This is a genomic window from Streptomyces sp. DSM 41931 (assembly GCF_050271085.1).
GTDB lineage: Bacteria > Actinomycetota > Actinomycetes > Streptomycetales > Streptomycetaceae > Streptomyces > Streptomyces albogriseolus.
The window spans coordinates 2,965,663-2,982,295 of the sequence record NZ_CP189902.1; the positions used below are offsets into that span (position 1 = coordinate 2,965,663).

The 16,633-nt window shown below is 71.5% G+C and carries 16 protein-coding genes; 6 read left to right on the forward strand and 10 right to left on the reverse strand.

What is annotated here, in order from left to right; genetic code table 11:
- Positions 1 to 109: 109 nt before the first annotated feature.
- From ACP7TJ_RS13650 to ACP7TJ_RS13680, 7 genes are all read right to left on the reverse strand, one after another.
- Positions 110 to 718, reverse strand: coding sequence for a superoxide dismutase (locus ACP7TJ_RS13650; RefSeq protein ID WP_093768908.1), 609 nt, complete (start codon positions 716 to 718; stop codon positions 110 to 112).
- A gap of 236 nt (positions 719 to 954) precedes the next feature.
- Positions 955 to 1,788 carry a cytochrome c oxidase assembly protein gene (locus ACP7TJ_RS13655; RefSeq protein WP_427763310.1) on the reverse strand — a complete coding sequence of 278 codons (834 nt, stop codon included), beginning with the start codon at positions 1,786 to 1,788 and terminating at the stop codon, positions 955 to 957.
- Positions 1,788 to 2,348: a DUF2243 domain-containing protein gene (locus tag ACP7TJ_RS13660; RefSeq protein WP_266546888.1), complete on the reverse strand. Its 561-nt coding sequence runs from the start codon at positions 2,346 to 2,348 to the stop codon at positions 1,788 to 1,790. Before ACP7TJ_RS13660 ends, ACP7TJ_RS13655 begins: the two co-directional genes overlap by 1 nt.
- 182 nt (positions 2,349 to 2,530) lie before the next feature.
- A complete protein-coding gene (locus ACP7TJ_RS13665) occupies positions 2,531 to 2,977 on the reverse strand; it encodes an SRPBCC family protein (RefSeq protein WP_093768911.1) in 447 nt (148 codons plus the stop codon).
- Between the two features lie 176 nt (positions 2,978 to 3,153).
- Complete coding sequence (locus ACP7TJ_RS13670; RefSeq protein ID WP_427763312.1) at positions 3,154 to 3,825, reverse strand: enoyl-CoA hydratase-related protein; 672 nt, start codon at positions 3,823 to 3,825, stop codon at positions 3,154 to 3,156.
- 83 nt (positions 3,826 to 3,908) lie between these two features.
- Positions 3,909 to 4,268, reverse strand: a complete 360-nt coding sequence (locus ACP7TJ_RS13675) for a hypothetical protein (RefSeq protein ID WP_093768913.1) — start codon at positions 4,266 to 4,268, stop codon at positions 3,909 to 3,911.
- 124 nt (positions 4,269 to 4,392) lie between these two features.
- A complete protein-coding gene (locus ACP7TJ_RS13680; RefSeq protein WP_427763314.1) occupies positions 4,393 to 5,007 on the reverse strand; it encodes a DUF4352 domain-containing protein in 615 nt (204 codons plus the stop codon).
- 136 nt (positions 5,008 to 5,143) lie between these two features.
- Here ACP7TJ_RS13680 and ACP7TJ_RS13685 point away from each other — a divergent pair, with 136 nt between their 5' ends.
- The 3 genes from ACP7TJ_RS13685 (at position 5,144) to ACP7TJ_RS13695 (ending at position 7,400) form a co-directional block, all read left to right on the forward strand.
- Positions 5,144 to 5,830, forward strand: coding sequence for a nucleotidyl transferase AbiEii/AbiGii toxin family protein (locus tag ACP7TJ_RS13685; protein ID WP_093768915.1), 687 nt, complete (start codon positions 5,144 to 5,146; stop codon positions 5,828 to 5,830).
- An 83-nt stretch (positions 5,831 to 5,913) separates the two neighbouring features.
- Entirely contained in the window at positions 5,914 to 6,423 is a 510-nt protein-coding gene (locus ACP7TJ_RS13690) for a glutathione peroxidase (protein ID WP_093768916.1), read from the forward strand.
- A gap of 86 nt (positions 6,424 to 6,509) precedes the next feature.
- The gene (locus ACP7TJ_RS13695; protein ID WP_427763316.1) at positions 6,510 to 7,400 is read left to right on the forward strand and encodes a MerR family transcriptional regulator; all 891 of its coding nucleotides are present in this window, start codon (positions 6,510 to 6,512) and stop codon (positions 7,398 to 7,400) included.
- A gap of 282 nt (positions 7,401 to 7,682) precedes the next feature.
- Here the strand turns inward: ACP7TJ_RS13695 and ACP7TJ_RS13700 are convergent, their stop codons facing one another.
- The 3 genes from ACP7TJ_RS13700 to ACP7TJ_RS13710 all read right to left on the reverse strand — a co-directional run bounded on the left by ACP7TJ_RS13700 (position 7,683) and on the right by ACP7TJ_RS13710 (position 9,991).
- Positions 7,683 to 7,874 carry a DUF397 domain-containing protein gene (locus tag ACP7TJ_RS13700; protein WP_167743395.1) on the reverse strand — a complete coding sequence of 64 codons (192 nt, stop codon included), beginning with the start codon at positions 7,872 to 7,874 and terminating at the stop codon, positions 7,683 to 7,685.
- Between the two features lie 225 nt (positions 7,875 to 8,099).
- Entirely contained in the window at positions 8,100 to 8,957 is an 858-nt protein-coding gene (locus ACP7TJ_RS13705; RefSeq protein ID WP_093768919.1) for a helix-turn-helix domain-containing protein, read from the reverse strand.
- A 284-nt stretch (positions 8,958 to 9,241) separates the two neighbouring features.
- Positions 9,242 to 9,991, reverse strand: a complete 750-nt coding sequence (locus tag ACP7TJ_RS13710; RefSeq protein ID WP_193459163.1) for a GOLPH3/VPS74 family protein — start codon at positions 9,989 to 9,991, stop codon at positions 9,242 to 9,244.
- 231 nt (positions 9,992 to 10,222) lie between these two features.
- Between ACP7TJ_RS13710 and ACP7TJ_RS13715 the strand changes: the two genes are divergently transcribed.
- From ACP7TJ_RS13715 to ACP7TJ_RS13725, 3 genes are all read left to right on the forward strand, one after another.
- Entirely contained in the window at positions 10,223 to 12,751 is a 2,529-nt protein-coding gene (locus ACP7TJ_RS13715; protein WP_427763319.1) for a D-alanyl-D-alanine carboxypeptidase, read from the forward strand.
- 134 nt (positions 12,752 to 12,885) lie between these two features.
- Positions 12,886 to 14,769: an MFS transporter gene (locus ACP7TJ_RS13720; protein ID WP_176710917.1), complete on the forward strand. Its 1,884-nt coding sequence runs from the start codon at positions 12,886 to 12,888 to the stop codon at positions 14,767 to 14,769.
- A 241-nt stretch (positions 14,770 to 15,010) separates the two neighbouring features.
- Positions 15,011 to 16,570 carry a sodium:solute symporter family protein gene (locus tag ACP7TJ_RS13725; RefSeq protein ID WP_427763321.1) on the forward strand — a complete coding sequence of 520 codons (1,560 nt, stop codon included), beginning with the start codon at positions 15,011 to 15,013 and terminating at the stop codon, positions 16,568 to 16,570.
- The last annotated feature ends 63 nt before the right edge of the window (positions 16,571 to 16,633 follow it).

A 16,633-nucleotide genomic window follows, 5' to 3' on the forward strand; every position in this document is an offset into this window, starting at 1 on the left:
GGATGAGCAGTAAGGCTCGCGGCAAGGGCGGGGTGGAGTGTCGGTGATGCCTCAACACCCCACCCCGGCCTCAGACTCCCGCAGACCTGATCAGGGCTGATGACGCCCGTCAGGCGCCGGCGACCGCGGCGTAGCGGGCCGCGACGTCTTCCCAGTTGACCAGGTCCCAGAGCTTGGTGACGTAGTCCGGTCGGACGTTCTTGTACTGCAGGTAGTAGGCGTGCTCCCAGGCGTCGAAGACGAGCAGCGGGGTGCTGCCCTGGCCGACGTTGCCGTGGTGGTCGTAGACCTGCTCCACGATCAGGCGCTTGCCCAGGGGTTCCCACGCGAGCACGCCCCAGCCCGAGCCCTGCACGGACGTGGTGGCCACGGTGAGCTGCTTCTTGAAGGCCTCGAAGCCGCCCAGGTGCTCGTCGATGGCGGTCGCCAGCGCTCCGTCGGGGCGGTCGCCGCCGTCTGGGGAGAGGTTCTGCCAGAAGATCGAGTGCAGGACGTGCCCGGAGAGATTGAAGGCGTAGGTCTTCTCCAGGCCGACGAGGCTGGTGGGCGTGACCTGGTCCTTGTCGCGGAGCTCCGCGATCTGCTCCAGCGTGTCGTTGGCTCCCTTGACGTAGGCGGCGTGGTGCTTGGCGTGGTGCAGCTCCAGGATCTCCGGTGTGATGGCCGGCGCGAGCGCTGAGTAGTCGTAGGGCAGATCGGGAAGCGCGTAGGTGCCCATCTGGCACGTCTCCTTCCATGGGTTGATCGTCCAGGCACAGCCTACGGCGTTATTGCGACTTACTTGCAACAGCGTAACTGTTGCATCAGCATGGGTCGTGGCGGGGTCGGCCCGTCAGCTTCCGGTGGTTCGACACCCGCTGCGGGTGCGGTCCATCCGGGAAGGTGATCGTCTTCTCAACCGGCGTCCGCCGGATCTGGCCGGCCCCGCTCGCCTCCCTTCAGCGGGCGGCGCGCTCAGGCGGGGGCGGCGCCTCGGGCAGGTGAGGCGTCCGGTGACGGGCGGGTGCGGGGCTGCGGGCGCCAGGTCGCGACGAGGGCGGCGGCGAGGAGCAGTTCGGCGATGTCACCGCCGTAGTACATGATCTCCGCACCGCCCTGGACCTCGGGGATGGGGGCGTGGATGTGGGTCCAGAAGCCGCCGTACATCAACTGCGAGACCACCGCGTGGGCGGCGATGGCCAGGCCGAGCCAGACCAGGCGGGCGCGGACGCCGGGCCGGGCCGGCGCGGGGTCGACCCCGGCGATCACGTAGGCGAAGAGGCACCCCGACAGCAGGAAGTGCAGGTGCAGCAGCCAGTGCCCGGCCGGGTGGGCACTGGCGGCGTTGTAGAGCGGGGTGAAGTAGAGGACCGCGAGGCTGCCGGTGGACAGCAGCAGGGCGACGGCGGGGTGGGCCACCAGCCTCGCGGGGGTGCTGTGGACGACGGCGGTGAGGCGGCGGGCGCGGGCGGCGGGCAGGGTGCGCAGCAGCAGGGTGACGGGGGCGCCGAGCACCAGGGCGAGCGGGGCGTACATGCCGATCAGCAGGTGCTGCACCATGTGCCCGCGGAAATCGGCGTGCGCGAAGGGTGCGACCGGCGGCAGGAGTGCTGCCGCCAGCAGGGTCAGACCGGTGAGGAAACTCGCGGTGCGCCAGTGGGTCCAGCCTCGTACCGGATTCCGGTGCCGTGCCCGCTGGGCGAGGCGCAGATATGTGAGCGCGCACACCAGCGCGGCGAGCGCGGGCACCAGTGTCTCCAGCACACTGCTGCCGAATTCCTGGCCGGGAACGGGATGCTCGTGCCCCATCAGGCGGTCCGCCGCGCCTGCCGGCCGGCGGGTGCCTCGGGGTCGAAGGGCTGCCCGCCGCGCTGGAGCAGCCAGCCGCCGGCCACCAGCAGCGCGCCGAGCAGCAGGAAGCCCAGGTCCCACCAGATCTGACCGTCACCGGCGTAGACGTGGTGGATACCCAGGATGTGGTGGTCCAGGACGCCCTCGACGAGGTTGAACAGCCCCCAGCCGACCAGGACCCAGCCCCACAGCGCCCGGGAGGTCCACACGCGGCGCCGGTGATGGGTGACCCGGGAGTACAGGATCGCGAGCCCGGTCAGGACGGCGAGCCAGCACACCACGTGGAAGACGCCGTCCCACACGGTGTTCATCTCCAGACCCGAGACCGTGTCGGGGTTGTAGTACTTCAGTCCGATACGGTCGTCGTTGGTGCTGGTGAGCATGTGGTGCCACTGGAGGAGCTGGTGCAGGAGAATCCCGTCGGCGAATCCGCCGAGCCCCACCCCCAGCACGATCCCCGGCAACTGGAGTCCCGCCGGAGCCGCGTCCGCCCTGGCCTCGCTTGCGGTGGTCGCCATCGCCCTGCCCCTGTCCCGTCGGCATCGGTGTCCGCGTCCTTCGGCTGTGCGGGTCTCCCGCCGGGGAGGCCTTACTCAGGTGCGGCACAGCCCGTTCCTCGTCACGGTCTACCAGCCCACCGGCCGCGCTGCGGCCCCACTTTCGGCCGTTCGGCGACCCGTCCCGGTGTCCGCATGGCGCCTCAAACGGCCGCGGTGTGCTCGCGGACCGCGATCCGGGCGAGCTTCGTCAGCATCATGCCGTTGCGGACCCTGACGACGTAGTCGACGGGGAGCCCGTGCATCCGTGTGCCGGGGCCCCGGAGGGGGTGCCAGTCGAGGGTGAAGAGGGTGTGCTCGCCCCAGGGAAGCAACGTCATGGCGATGCGAGCCGCGCCGAACGGCCCCGCCTTCGCTTCCAGTTGCAGGCGGCGTCGCGGTTCGGAGATACGGACGACGCAGGTGTCGTCGAGGGTCAGCCGACCGGCGCCGACGCGGACATTCAGCCGGGCGCCGACCTCGGGCCACTGCGGGTCCACGGCGAGGACCTGCTGCGTTCCTGTCACCCACTCCCCGTACCGGTGGCCGTCGGACAGCAGGCTCCAGACCTCGGACGGCGAGCTCTGGATCAGGCAGCGGTTCCGGGCCATCATCACGCTCCTGGGAGAGGGGCAGCACGGAGGCGGCCCCGGTCATGGCGTCTCGGTCCAGCTTCCGGCGGATCGCACCGCGTGCCCAGTCCGGGAGATCCAGGCGGGTGAGTCGGCGGCATGGGTCGGCGCCCGCATCTCGCGGGGAGCAGAGGACAGGGGGGAAGGGGACGGCGTCAGCCCAGCGGGTTCGTCGTGTCCCTCAGGGTCGTCAGGACCTCCGTGTACAGACGGGACTTGATGGTGCCCAGGGTGTTGCCGGCCTTGCCGGCCAAGGACGCGGCCAGGTCCAGAGCCGTGGAGCGGACCGCGTCCTCCGGGACCGCTCGGTCGACGATCGACGCGGCGGCCGCGTCCGTGCCCCCGTAGCGGCGGGCCGTCGTCATCGCCTCGTGGGCCGTCTGCGGGGTCAGGCGGGCGCGGATGAGCGCCGACATGCCCGGGGTGAACGGGATGTCGATGTCCGCCTCCGGGAGGCACCAGAAGCCGCGGTCCGCGCGCATCACGCGGAAGTCGTGGGCCAGGGAGAGCATCGCCCCGGCCGCGAACGTGTGGCCCTGGAGCGCGGCCACCGTCATCACCGGCAGCGACAGCATCCGCGCGAACAGCTCGTGCACGGAGACCACGTAGTCGTGGTAGTGGTCCGCGTTGGCGAACAGCCACTCCAGGTCGAGGCCGTTGGACCAGAACTTGCCCGTCGCCGCCGTCACCAGGGCGCGCGGGCCCTCCGCCTTCTCCACCTCGTCGAGCGCGGCCCCGACCGCGGCGATCCAGTCGGGGTGGAAGCGGTTCTCGCCGTCTCCCAGGTCGAGGACGAAGACGTTCTCGTGGCGGTCCAGCGTGGGCATGGCGGCGCTCCGTTCACCTGTGGCCTACTGGTCGGTAACTTAAGGCCATCAGATGAACGGCGCAAGAGCCGCGGGACGCGCGCTCACTGGTCGGAGTAGCTGAAGTCCCCCACGGTCCAGGCGCTGACGTCCTCGATCGCCACCCGGTACATCCCGCCCGTCTCCGGGACCCCGACCGTGCCCTGGATGATCCGGGCGACGTGGAAGTGCAGGTGGGTGGGCGGGCCGTCGTTCTTCACGGGGGCGTCGAAGACGGGGGCGAACTCACCGAGCCGCTCGGAGGCGTTCAGCACCTCCGCGACCCTCTTCCGCCACACCGCTTCGGGAGCCAGCCGGCCGGTGATGACGGCACCACCGGTGACCACGGTCAGAGACATCTGACTGCTCTGCCCCGATTCGACGCGGGCGGCGATGTCTACGATCAGCTCGTCGGGCTTCACCATGGGCCGGATTCTATGCGGGGCGCTCCCCGGCGCGCCGCCCGCTGTCCGGGACACGACCACGGCACGCCTCTGACCTGCGGACTCACCGGACCGGCACGTCTCCGTACGCCCGGAACGTGACGCCTCAGGACACGTTCACCCGGACCGGGTCGCCCAGGAGGCCGTCGGTGTAGGTCACGTACTTCGGTGTGAAGGTGCCCTTGCCGGTGACGGTGCCGGAGATGTTCTCTCCCGGGGCGAGGTCCACGGTGTCGATCTGCTGCTCGTCCGCGCCGAGTTCGACCGTGTGCTTGGTGCCGTCGGTGTCGGTGATCGTGAAGTAGAGGGGGTTGACGCTCACGTCGTCGTCGCCGTCGTTGACGACGGTGACCCGCACACTGGTGTAGTCGCTGCCGTCGGCCAGGATGCTCTTGCTGAACTCCGCGCGTTCCGCGGTGAGCTTCACCGGGCCGCCGCCCTGCTCGGGCTCCTTCTTCTTCGGACCGTCCTCCTCCGCCCCGGCGGACGCGGAGGCGGTGGCGGAGGAGTCGGCCGCCGTGTTCCCGCCGTCGTCGGAGTCGCCGCCGCTCGCCGACAGCGCGGCGATCACGACGACGAGGCCGAGGATGCCCGCGCAGCCGAAGCCCGCGAACTTGGCGAAGCGGCCGCGCTTCGAGGGCGGCGGGGGCGGGGTGCCGGGGAAGCCGTACCCCGGCGGCTGCGGATACGGCTGCTGGTTCGGGTCGTTCGGCTGGGTCATGGTGCGGGGCCTCCCTTGAGCGGTCCGGTCGTTCCTGTCGTGCGCGTAGGTGACCCGCGAGGTATGCGACTCGTTGCCCCGTACCGGACGGATTCACCCGATCGTGGTGGAGCGTCCCCACCGCGATAATCGAGGCATGACCTCACCTCCCCTCGGCGTGGACGCCGTGCACGAGCGGCTGGCGGGCGATCTGCTCGCCGTCGGGGCGCCGTACGGCCTGGTGCTGGCCGGCGGCGAGGCCGTGCGGGCGCACGGGCTGGTGGACGGCCGGGTGAGCGAGGGCGTGGATCTGGCCACCGAGCACCCCGCGGGCATGGCCGAGATCGCCGGGGCGGTGCGGGCGGGGCTGGAGGAGCGCGGGTGGCCCGTGGAGGCGCCGGCGGTCGATCCGCTGGCGGCGCGGCTGGTCGTCGGGGACGAGGCGTCCGGGGGCCGGTGGCGCGTCGATCTCCGCAAGGAGGTGCTGTGGCGGCCGCCGGTGACCACCGGGGCCGGTCCGGCGCTGTCGCTGGAGGACCTGGTCGGTACGCGGGTGCGGGCGCTGGCGGACCGGGGGCTGCCGCGTGACCTGGTGGACGTGCACGCGGCCGCGGACCGGTGGAGTCCGGCCGAGCTGGAGGAGCTGGGGCGCCGGCACGCGCCCGACACCTTCGACCTGGCCGAGCTGCAGTCCCGGCTGACCGGCACGGAGTGGCTCGACGACCGTGAGTTCCGCGCGCAGGGGCTGGACGCGCCCGCGGTCGAGGAGCTGCGGCGGTGGGCGCTGGCCTGGGCGGACGACATCGCGGAGCGGCTGGCGGAGGGCGAGGACCCCGACGAATAGGGCGCAGGGGGGCCTCGGATCGGCGGCGGGTTCTCGTCAGGGCGGTCAGGAGGGTGTCAGGGGGCGGGGCTAGGGTCGGCACCATGACGACTACCGAGAACACCAGCGCCTCGCCGCTCGACGTCGAGATCGGCGCCCTCACCGGCGGTCCGGCCGACCTGTCCCAGTACGCGGGCCGTGCCGTGCTCGTCGTGAACGTGGCCTCCAAGTGCGGGCTGACCCCGCAGTACGAGGGTCTGGAGCGGCTGCACGAGCGGTACGCGGAGCGCGGGTTCACCGTGCTGGGCGTGCCCTGCAACCAGTTCCTCGGGCAGGAGCCGGGATCCGCGGAGGAGATCGCCGAGTTCTGCTCGGCGACGTACGGGGTGACGTTCCCGATGACCGAGAAGGTCGAGGTGAACGGGGACGGCCGGCACCCGCTGTACGAGCGGCTGGTGGGCTTCGCCGACGCCGAGGGGCACAGCGGGGACATCCGCTGGAACTTCGAGAAGTTCCTCGTCGGCCGGGACGGCGCCGTCGTGGCCCGCTTCTCGCCGCAGACCGAGCCGGAGTCGGCGGAGGTCGTGACGGCCGTGGAGAAGGCCCTCGGCTGACCTCCGGCCCACCCGCGGGCCGTGCCGTTGACCTTGCCCTTGGGGCAAGGGCGAGGGTCTGCGTCACCGGGCGGAGGGACCGCCCGGTGACGGAGAATGTCGACGTGGACGAGGAGCTGCTCTCCATCGGGGCGTTCGCGGCCCGGAGCCGCCTGTCGGCGAAGGCCCTGCGGTTGTACGACCGGCTGGGGCTGCTGGCGCCGGCGCGGGTCGACGCGGACACCGGCTACCGGTACTACCGGACAGGCCAGGTCGAACAGGCCCGGCTGGTGGCGCTGTTGCGGCAGCTGGACATGCCGCTGGCGCGGATCGCCGAGGTGGTGGACGCGGGCGACGGGGCGGCGCAGGCGCGCCGGCTGGACGCGTACTGGGCCGACGTCGAGGCGCGGCACGCCTCGCAGCGGACGCTCGCCGACTATCTCCGTGGACGGTTGTCGGGGAGGAGCCTCGAGATGTACGGGAAGTTCACGGTGGAGACGGTGGACCTGCCGGAGCAGGTGGTGATCACCGAGTCGCGGCACATCCTGGCGGACGAGCTGCCGGCGTGGATCGGCGCGTCGCTGGGACGGCTGGAGGCGGGCGCCCGCGCCTGCGGTGGGGTAGCCGGGTCGCCGTTCGTCGTGTACCACTCCGAGGTGTCGGTGGAGAGCGACGGGCCCGCGGAGGCGTGCGTGCCGGTCGCCGACGGGGCGGCGGCCCGCGCCTGGGCCGCGGAGCGGGGCCGGGCGCGGGGGACGGTGGTGCGGGTGGAGCCGGCGATGCGGCTGGCCCGGACCAGGATCACCAAGGCGCAGGTCGCGCACCCGCAGATCCTGGCCGCCTTCGAGGCGGTGGAGGCGTGGATGCGGGAGCAGGGGCTGACGTACGCGGGGCCCTGCCGTGAGATCTACTTCGCGGACTGGGACGCGGCGGGCCCGCAGGACCCGGTGTGCGACGTCGCTTTCCCCGTCGCGGAGGTGAGGGCGACCGCGGGCTGAGCGGCGGACTCGGTGGTGTGCGGCCGGTCGCGGGGGGTTCCTGCGGCCGGCCGTGCCCTCGTCCGGCGGGAGGCGGGCGGTTCCGGCGGGTCGTGCCGGTGAGGGGGCGGTGCGTGCCGTCCTGAGCGGGTGCGCCGGGCCGCCTCCGGCCGGGGGACGTGAGAGCCGGGGACGTGAGAGCCGGGCCGTGAGAGCCCGCGGGCGCGAGCCGGCCCTCTCGGCAAGGACGGCGGACTCGTCGAGAGGGCCTGTCGGTGGTGCTGCCGCCTGCGCCGGAGGGCGCTAGGACGTGACCGAGGCCACGAAGGCATTCCACGCGTCGGCCGGGAACGCCAGCTTCGGACCCTCGGGGATCTTGGTGTCCCCGAGCTCCAGCGCCTCCTCGGTGGTCGACCTGACCATCACGCACGCGCCGTTGTTGTTGGTGTAGGAGGACGTCGTCCACGTGTCCGTGGCGCCCAGACGAATTGCCATGTTCGCTCCGTAGCCAGATGCTGAGTTGCTGTCACCGGCCTGCGCATTCCGGCGTGGACCGCAGAACGGATTGCGCCAACCGTCGGTGCTGGTTGGCGTGATCGACGCTACTCGTCACCCTCGGCGTCCGGAGGTGTCGTTCACTCGACCGGATGGCTTATTCCGGCCGGGGCTTCCAGTCGTCCGGGTCGCCGGTGTATCATCCCCCGCTTCTGTAAGGGGAGTTCAGCGTGCGTAGTCCTTCGCGAGCCGCTCCACCAGCCGCCGCGACTGCTCCACGTTCAGCGACTGCGCCCTCAGGTGCTCGTACATCACCGTGTACTTCTGCACGTCGTGCGGCTTCTCCAGGTACAGGTCGCTGGTGACGCCCTCGATGTAGACCACGCTGGAGTCGGCCGCGTCGGCGAACTCCAGGATGGAGTACTGGCCGTTGATGCCCGCGTGCGCGCCGACCTCGAACGGCAGCACCTGCACGGTGATGTGCGGCAGCTGGCTCAGCTCCAGGACGTGCTCGAGCTGTTCGCGCATCACCTGCCGGCTGCCGACGACCCGGTGCAGCGCGGCCTCGTCGAGCACCACCCACAGCCGCAGCGGGTCCTGTTCGGCGGTGATCCGGCTCTGCCGGCGCAGCCGCACCTCCACCCGCTTGTCGTTCTCCTGCTCGCTGGACTCCGGCGAACCGCCCTGCACGATCGCCTCGGCGTACGCGCGGGTCTGCAGCAGGCCGGTGATGATCTGCGGCTCGTACACCCGCAGCGACTCCGCGTCCGTCTCCAGACCGATGTAGACGCTGTACGGGATGTCGCCGAACGCGTGCCACCAGCCCTGCTGGCGGGAGTCCTTGGCCATCTGCATCAGCGAGTCGACGATCCGCTGGTCCTCGACCTCGTACACCCCGCACAGGTCGCGCACGTCGCGCTGGCTGATGCTGCGGCGGCCGTTCTCCAGCCGGCTGATCTTCGACTGCGACACCAGCAGGCGCTCCGCGACCTCCTCGGCCGTCATGCCCTTCAGCTCACGGAGCCGGCGCAGCTCCTGGCCGAGCCGGCGCCGCCGGACGGTGGGATTGACATTGGACGCCACGGGACGTGCACCTCCGGCTGCGTGCCTCGTACTCGCACTGTGTACGGGGACCTCGTACGTGTCACTTCATGTGTCTGCTCGATGAGCAGACTGCCACCACCGTGCGTACTACCGCTGGGAAATGGTGGATATACGACCGGCGCGCCCGCGGGCATGCCGAGCGGGGCGGAGAGAGCCCGTGTGTTCTCTCCGCCCCGCTCGGACAGCGGCTCCCGTGACCGGGTCTGCGGTGCCGTGGATCCGGTGGTGGTGCCGTGCCCTGCCGAGCCTGGGGGACGTACGGCTCAGTGGACGGCGGCGCGCGCCATGGAACCGCGGCGTGGCTGCGCCGGAACGCCGCGGGCGGGCTCCGGTGCGCCCCTGCCGGGGGCCTGCCGGCCCGCCGGTGCGGAGCTGCGGCGCGGCTGGGCCGCGGCGCCGTTCTGGACGTCCATCACCGCGTGCGCGACGAGTCCGCCCATCGGGTCGTGCCGGATCAGGTCCCGCAACCGGGAGCGCGAGGAGCGACCCTCGTTCCCCGGGTACAGGTGCTTGCCGAGGCCGACCGCGTGCGCCAGCGCGGCGAGCGCCGCGGTCCGCGGGTCCGGCGGGACGCCGGTGCGGATCGCGGAGTCCAGCCGGGCCCTGATCTCCCGGCTGATCTCGGTGTCCGTCGCCTGGTACCGGGTCGTCGGCAAGACCCCGCACATCTGGCCGGCCACGGCGTGCACCATGCCGCACCGCTCCAGATGCGAGAGGTAGGTCTGGCGGAGCCCGAGTCGGGGCCCGCCGATCCAGTGGACGGCCCGCACGGGAGCGCCACGCCTTCGCAGCAACTCCAGTGCGCAGTCCAGTGTTGGGTCTCCAGTCGGCCGTGGCACCACCACGGCGATACGATCCCCGTCTGGGGCTATCCGTCCGGCCAGCGCCAGCTCCACTAGCTGTGCTCCGGCCAGACCGAGGTCGAGCGACTGCGGCTGTGCAGTGGTACCCGTGGCCGGGTCCAGTGCCAGCAGCAGAAGCTCCTCCGGAAGTGTTCTGCGGCTCCTGCCCATCCATGCCTCCCCGCGTGGATGAATGACAGGGTGACCCCTCTCACATTGGTCTGTCGAGGGTGCGTGACCGGTTCGTAGTGGAACCAGTAGGTATGTCGTTCTCGTCTACCGCGTGGGGCGAGCCCGCACACAGGACACTGGTACATGGTTCGGACAGCGCTTCGGAGCGCTGTCACGGGCGGGCGGTTCACGGTTCGGTTGGTCGGTTGGCGCACGCGGGGCGTGCGGCACATGGAGGAGGCATCGGTGGCGGGCGAGTCCCCCGACAGGTCGAAGCAGCGCGAGTCGTCGGCAGAACAGACGTCGGGGAGCGCCGGGCCGGTTCCCGAGAGGCAGGATCCCCGCCTCGCGGTGGCCCGTGAGACGGGCGGCTCGGAGAGCCGGAAGACCGACACGGCCACGCGTGTGCTGTCGGTACGGGAGGCTTCGGCCTCCGCACCGGAGGAGACGCCGGCCTCGGATGACGCCGACGCCGACGTCGATGCCGAGAGCCGTGACGACGGCGCGGAGGGCGGTGAGGGGCGCCTGCGGGAGGCCGTCGCGGCCTGGGTGCGCACGGCGGAGCCGAAGGACGAGGAGAAGTCCTCGCAGGGCGAGGACGCCTCCGGCGCCGACGCGGACGTCAAGCCCGCCGCGAGCGACGAGAACGAGGGCGAGAGCCCTCGTGAGGCCGATGCCGACGCCGACGACGGCGAGGACGACGGCCCGTCAGGCGACGCGGCCGAGGACGCCGCGCCGTCCGCCGATGCCGCCTCGGACGAGAACCAGGGCGACGCCCCGAAGGGCGAGACCCCCAGCGGCAAGGACGCCGCCGACGAAGCCGGCGAGGCCGAGGCCACCGACGGCGAGGCGACCGCGCTCAAGGACGACGACGAAGCGAGCGACGGCAAGGCGGCCGCGGCCAAGGCCGACGACGGCAAGGGCGACGGCAAGACCGGCGACGACGAGGGCAGCGACAAGGCCGCTGACGGCAAGGCAGCCACGCCCCAGGACGACGACGCCGCCGCCGACAGCAACGCAGCCGCAGCCAAGGACCACGGCGAAGCGAGCGACGGCAAGGACGACGGCAAGACCGGCGACGACAAGGCCGCTGACGGCAAGGCAGCCACGACCGAGGACGAAGGCGAAGCCGACGACGGCAAGGGCACCGGCAAGGCTGACGGCAAGGCCGCCGACCCCGAGGGCGGCCAAGACCGTGGCGGCGACGACGCCCCCGTCGATCAGCCCACCGCCGTGTTCCGGACGCCGCGGCCCGCCGAGCCGGGCGTCGACCAGCCGACCACCATGCTGAAGCTGGGCGACGCGGCCGCCCGCGAGCGCGGCGGTGCCGCCGAGGCCGAGCGGACCAGCAAGTTCGTCGCGCTGAAGGACGACCCCGCCATAAGGAGGACCCCCCGTCAGGGCGGCCCCGCCGCGGCGGAGTCGACGACGTTCCTTCCGCAGGTCGGCCCGGAGCGGACGACGCAGCAGCCGTTGCCGCCGAAGCCGCCGCTGGACCTGCTGGCCGAGCTGACCAACACCCCGCCGCCCCCGCAGACCCCGCTGCGGACGGCCGTGCGGCGGATCAAGATCTGGACGCCGCTGGTCCTCCTGCTGGTGATCGTCTTCGCGGTCGTGCAGAACGTCCGGCCGCTGCCGACGCCCACGCTGGTGCTGACCGCCCAGGACAGCTACACCTTCGAGGGCGGCAAGCCGCAGATCCCGTGGCCGGACAGCGGCCAGGCCGCGCTGGACGTCGACGGCATCGGCACCTTCGGCTCCTCCGGCGAGCAGAAGCCCGTGCCGATCGCCAGTGTCGCCAAGGTGATGACCGCGTACGTGATCCTGCGCGACCACCCGCTGAAGAGCGGCGCCGAGGGTCCGAAGATCCCGGTCGACGCGCTCGCCGAGCAGCAGTCCGACGCCGGGCAGGAGTCGACCGTCAACGTCACCGAGGGCGACGCGATCAGCGAGCGGGAGGCGATCGAGGCGATTCTCATCGCGTCCGCGAACAACGTGGCGCGGCTGCTGGCCCGCTGGGACGCGGGGTCGGAGGAGGCGTTCGTCGACAAGATGAACAAGGCCGCCGAGGACCTCGGGATGTCGGACACGACGTACACCGACCCGTCGGGTCTGAACGACACCACCGTGAGCACCGCCGTGGACCAGGTGAAGCTGGCCCGGGCCGCGATGGAACAGCCCGTGTTCCGCGAGGTCGCCGCGATGATGGAGTACGTCGACTACAAGGGCGAGAAGCACGGCAACTGGAACCGTCTGGTCGGCCGGGACGACGTGGTCGGCATCAAGACCGGCACCACCACCTCCGCGCTCGGCAACCTGTCCTTCGCGGCGAAGAAGGACGTCGACGGCGAGGTGTACCGGATCGTCGGCGCGGTGCTGCGCCAGCCCGAGGGCGGCGAGGACAACACCATCCTGTCGGGCGCCCTGGACGCCGGGCACCAGCTCATCCTGGCCGGCCAGGACGCGCTGCGGGCGGAGACCATCCTGAAGAAGGGCGCCGTCGTCGGGTACGCGGACGACGGTCTCGGCGGTCACACCCCGGTCGTCGTCACCGAGGACGTCAAGGCCGTCGGCTGGGCGGGGCTCGAGGTGAAGCTGACGTTCGCCGGGACGGAGCTGCCGCACACCGCGAAGGCCGGGACCGAGGTCGGCACGCTCACCGTGGGTGACGGCAAGAACGGCGCCGTCAAGGTGCCGGTCGCGCTGAAGGACGACCTCGTGGAGCCCGGCTTCACGGACAAGCTGACCCGCGTCGCCTGATCCGGCGGCGGATCGACGACGGCCGCGCCCCGCGGACCGCCGCCCACCCGGGCGGACGGTCCGCGGGGTGCGTGCTAGCGTCACGAAACGGGCAGGAAACGGGCGAGGAACGGGATCACGGGGAGTGCCGACAGGTGGCGACAGCGGAGCCGACACACGCCGACGACGCGAACCCGGGCCCGGGATCCGGCCCGCGAATACCCGCATCCGGAGCGGAGCGCGCCGCCAAGGCGCCGGACGGGGGCGCCCCTCAGGGTGACACCCCTCGGGGTGACCGCCCGGGCCGGACGAGAACCGCCGTCCTCGCCGTGCGCGCCCGCATGCTGCGCCACCCGGTGCTGTCCGTCACCGCGCTGTCCGGGCTGCTGCACGTCGTCTGGTTCTTCACCTTCGCGAACAGCGGCGGCGACCTCGCCGCGCAGGACGCGTGGGCGGAGTTCGTGGGCCGGCACCCCGACTCCGCGTACAACCTCGCCTGGTACGGCGGGATGCACCCGGTGTCGTACAGCGTGGTGTCGCCGTACCTGATGTCGCTGCTCGGCGTGCGGACCACGATGATGATCGCCGGCACGGTGTCGGCGGGTCTGCTCACACTGGTGCTGATGCGCAGCCGGTCCGTGCGCAACCCCCTGTGGGCGGCGCTCGCGGGTGTGTTCGCGCTGCTGTGCAACGCCGCCTCCGGCCGGGTGACGTACGGGCTGGGCACGATGTTCGGGCTCGGCGCCGTCGCGGTCGTCTTCTGCTGGCCGTACCGGTGGCGGTACAAGCGCTGGGCGAAGGCGCTGTGCGCGGCCCCGCTGGCGGCGCTCGCGACGATGGCCTCGCCGGTCGCCGGCCTGTTCGTGGGCCTGGTGGCGGTGGCGCTGTTCCTGCAGAAGCGCCGGCCGGGCGCGTGGGCGCTGGGGCTCGCGCCCAGCGCGGTGGTCGCGGTGTCGGCGTGGCTGTTCCCGTTCTCCGGCACGCAGCCGATGGGCTTCGGCTCGGTGGTGCTGCCGCTGGCGTACTCGGTGCTGGTGTACGTCCTGGTGCCGAAGGACTGGAAGACGGTCCGGATCACGGCGGCGGTGTACGGGCTCGGGGTGGTGCTGGTCTGGCTGATCAGCTCGCAGATCGGGTCCAACATGACCCGGCTGGCGATGCTGTTCGGCGGTGTGGTGCTGGTGGCGGCGCTGCCGTTCGCCGCGCCCCGGACCCTCAAGTGGTACGCGCTGGTCGTCGCCGTGGTCGGCTTCACCTGCTGGATCGGCGTGAAGTCGGTGAACGACGTGGTGAACACGACGCCCGCCGCGTCCTGGGCGCGCGAGCTGGCGCCGCTGGTGAACGAGCTCCAGGAGGTCGGCGCCGAGCAGGGCCGGGTGGAGGTCGTCCCGGCCCGCTCGCACCGCGAGGCGTCGGCGCTGGCGCCGTACGTGAACCTGGCGCGCGGCTGGAACCGGCAGGCGGACATGGAGCGCAACCCGCTCTTCTACGACGACACCCTCAACGCGGCGAACTACCGCGAGTGGCTGAAGCGCTGGGGCGTGCACTACGTGGTGCTGCCGAAGGACGAGCCGGACGGCGACGGCGGGCAGCGGGAGCGGGAGCTGGTGCAGGGCGGGCTGCCGTATCTGAAGCAGGTCTGGGGCGACGCCAACTGGCAGCTGTTCGAGGTGCAGGCGCCGACCCCGCTCGCGGAGCCGAATACGGTCGTGGAGCGCGCCGAGCAGGGCGAGTGGACGCTGCGGGTGGAGAAGCCGGGCCGGATCCTGATCCGGGTGCCGTACTCGCCGTGGCTGGGCCTGGTCGACGCCGAGGGCAAGGCGCTGGACCCGCCGCAGGAGACGGAGGAGTCCGAGAACCGCCCGGAGGGCGAGCCGAAGACGTACGAGAACGTGCACGGCTGTCTGATGGAGACGGAGGAGGACGCCAACGGCGACCAGTGGACGGTGCTGCTGGCGCCCGAGGCGGGGACGTACCGGCTGGCGGCCCCGTACAAGTGGGGTGAGCGGGGCACGCCCTGCCCCGAAGAGCTGCGCTGAGACAGGCCCCGGGGAGAGGTTCCCCGGGGCTTCTTCATGTCCCCATTGCGTTCAGTGTGCTGAACGCCGGTCAGCCTGACGAACATTTTTACCTGGTCTTGGCCTGTAGTTTTCTTGTCGTGCTCCCGCCACAGCGCCCACGATGAGCGGGCACTTCGCACCCTTCCCTGCTTCTGCCCCGCTCAGGCGAAGTGCCAACCAGCTGAGCGGTGTTCACAAGGCGGACCCTGGAAGGGGGGACATGAACGGTCTCGACTGGGCGGTGCTCATCGGCTACTTCGCCGTGATGGTCGCCATCGGTGTCTGGTCGCACAAGCGGGTGGACAACGTCAGCGACTTCTTCACGGCCGGCGGCAAGATGCCCTGGTGGCTCTCCGGGATCTCCCACCACATGTCGGGCTACAGCGCGGTGATGTTCACCGGGTACGCCGGCATCGCCTACACCTACGGCGTCACCTCGTTCGTCACCTGGTCCTTCCCCATCGCCCTCGGCATCGCCATCGGCTCCAGGCTGTTCGCCCCGCGGATCAACCGGCTGCGCTCCCGGCTCCACGTGGCCTCGCCGCTGGAGTACCTCAAGAACCGCTACGACCTGCGCACCCAGCAGGCGCTGGCCTGGTCAGGGATGCTGCTCAAGATCGTGGACGTCGGCGCGAAGTGGGCGGCCATCGCCACCCTGCTGTCGGTGTTCACCGGGGTCTCCCTGAACCAGGGCATCCTCATCACCGGCGCGGTCACCGCCGTCTACTGCACCATCGGCGGGCTGTGGGCGGACGCGCTGACGGAACTCGGACAGTTCGTCATCCAGCTGCTGGCCGGCATCACGATGTTCGTCGCGGTGGTGCTGGAGCTCGGCGACCACGGCGGCTTCCTCGGCGCATGGGACCAGCCGGAGCTCCAAGGGCACGGGAAGCCGCTGGTCGGGCCGTACGGCACGGTGTTCCTGCTGGCGTTCCTCTTCATCAAGCTGTTCGAGTACAACGGCGGGATGCTCAACCAGGCCCAGCGGTACATGGCCACCTCCGACGCGCGTGAGGCGGCACGGTCCGCGCGGCTGTCGGCGGTGCTGTGGCTCGTCTGGCCGCTGGTGCTGTTCTTCCCGATGTGGATGTCGCCGCTGCTCGTGGAGTCGCAGAAGGCCGACGGGTCCGACTCCTACGCCCTGATGACCGAGCAGCTGCTGCCGCACGGACTGCTGGGGCTGGTCATCGTCGGCTTCTTCTCCCACACGATGGCCATGTGCTCCTCGGACGCCAACGCGATCGCGGCGGTGTTCACCCGGGACGTGGCGCCGGTGCTGTCCGCCCGGGCGCGCGCCTGGGGCGAACGGTCCGGGCTGGTCGCGGCGCGGGTCACGACCGTGGTGTTCCTGGGGCTGTCCATGGCCGTGGCCACGCAGGTCGACTCGCCGACGTTCAAGGACATCATCACCGTGGTGATCAAGTGGGTGGCCGGGCTGATGGGGCCGATCGCCATTCCGATGATGCTGGGGCTGCTGCGGCCGTTCCGGCGCTCCGGGCCCACCGCCGCGCTGGTCAGCTGGGGGACGGGGCTGGTGGCGTTCTGGCTGGTGAACTACCCGGTCCACTGGTCGGTGGAGGGTGGGGTGCCGCTGGAGTACCAGGTGTCCATTCCGCTGGCCGTGTCGCTGGTGCTGTATGTCGTGGTCGGGTGGGTGAAGCCGGAGGACACGGAGGAGAGGGTCGCGATCATCGAGCGGGTGAACTCCGACGGGGACGGGGAGGCGGTGGCTGTTCCCGCGCCTGCGGGGGAGGTTGCCGGGGCTCCGGTGAAGGACTAGGGGTTCTTTCGCCCCCTCCGCCCCTTCCCGTCCCGTCCCTCGGGGGCTTCGCCCCCGGACCCC

Bases quoted from the DNA above. Each gene is read 5' to 3' on its own strand.
- ACP7TJ_RS13690 (WP_093768916.1), top strand. From the start codon at position 5,914: ATGACGACTACCGAGAACACCAGCGCCTCGCCGCTCGACGTCGAGATC.
- ACP7TJ_RS13715 (WP_427763319.1), top strand. From the start codon at position 10,223: ATGGAGGAGGCATCGGTGGCGGGCGAGTCCCCCGACAGGTCGAAGCAG.
- ACP7TJ_RS13710 (WP_193459163.1), bottom strand. From the start codon at position 9,991: ATGGGCAGGAGCCGCAGAACACTTCCGGAGGAGCTTCTGCTGCTGGCA.
- ACP7TJ_RS13655 (WP_427763310.1), bottom strand. From the start codon at position 1,788: ATGGGGCACGAGCATCCCGTTCCCGGCCAGGAATTCGGCAGCAGTGTG.
- ACP7TJ_RS13700 (WP_167743395.1), bottom strand. From the start codon at position 7,874: ATGGCAATTCGTCTGGGCGCCACGGACACGTGGACGACGTCCTCCTAC.
- ACP7TJ_RS13725 (WP_427763321.1), top strand. From the start codon at position 15,011: ATGAACGGTCTCGACTGGGCGGTGCTCATCGGCTACTTCGCCGTGATG.
- ACP7TJ_RS13680 (WP_427763314.1), bottom strand. From the start codon at position 5,007: ATGACCCAGCCGAACGACCCGAACCAGCAGCCGTATCCGCAGCCGCCG.
- ACP7TJ_RS13670 (WP_427763312.1), bottom strand. From the start codon at position 3,825: ATGCCCACGCTGGACCGCCACGAGAACGTCTTCGTCCTCGACCTGGGA.
- ACP7TJ_RS13685 (WP_093768915.1), top strand. From the start codon at position 5,144: ATGACCTCACCTCCCCTCGGCGTGGACGCCGTGCACGAGCGGCTGGCG.
- ACP7TJ_RS13650 (WP_093768908.1), bottom strand. From the start codon at position 718: ATGGGCACCTACGCGCTTCCCGATCTGCCCTACGACTACTCAGCGCTC.
- ACP7TJ_RS13660 (WP_266546888.1), bottom strand. From the start codon at position 2,348: ATGGCGACCACCGCAAGCGAGGCCAGGGCGGACGCGGCTCCGGCGGGA.
- ACP7TJ_RS13665 (WP_093768911.1), bottom strand. From the start codon at position 2,977: ATGGCCCGGAACCGCTGCCTGATCCAGAGCTCGCCGTCCGAGGTCTGG.
- ACP7TJ_RS13675 (WP_093768913.1), bottom strand. From the start codon at position 4,268: ATGGTGAAGCCCGACGAGCTGATCGTAGACATCGCCGCCCGCGTCGAA.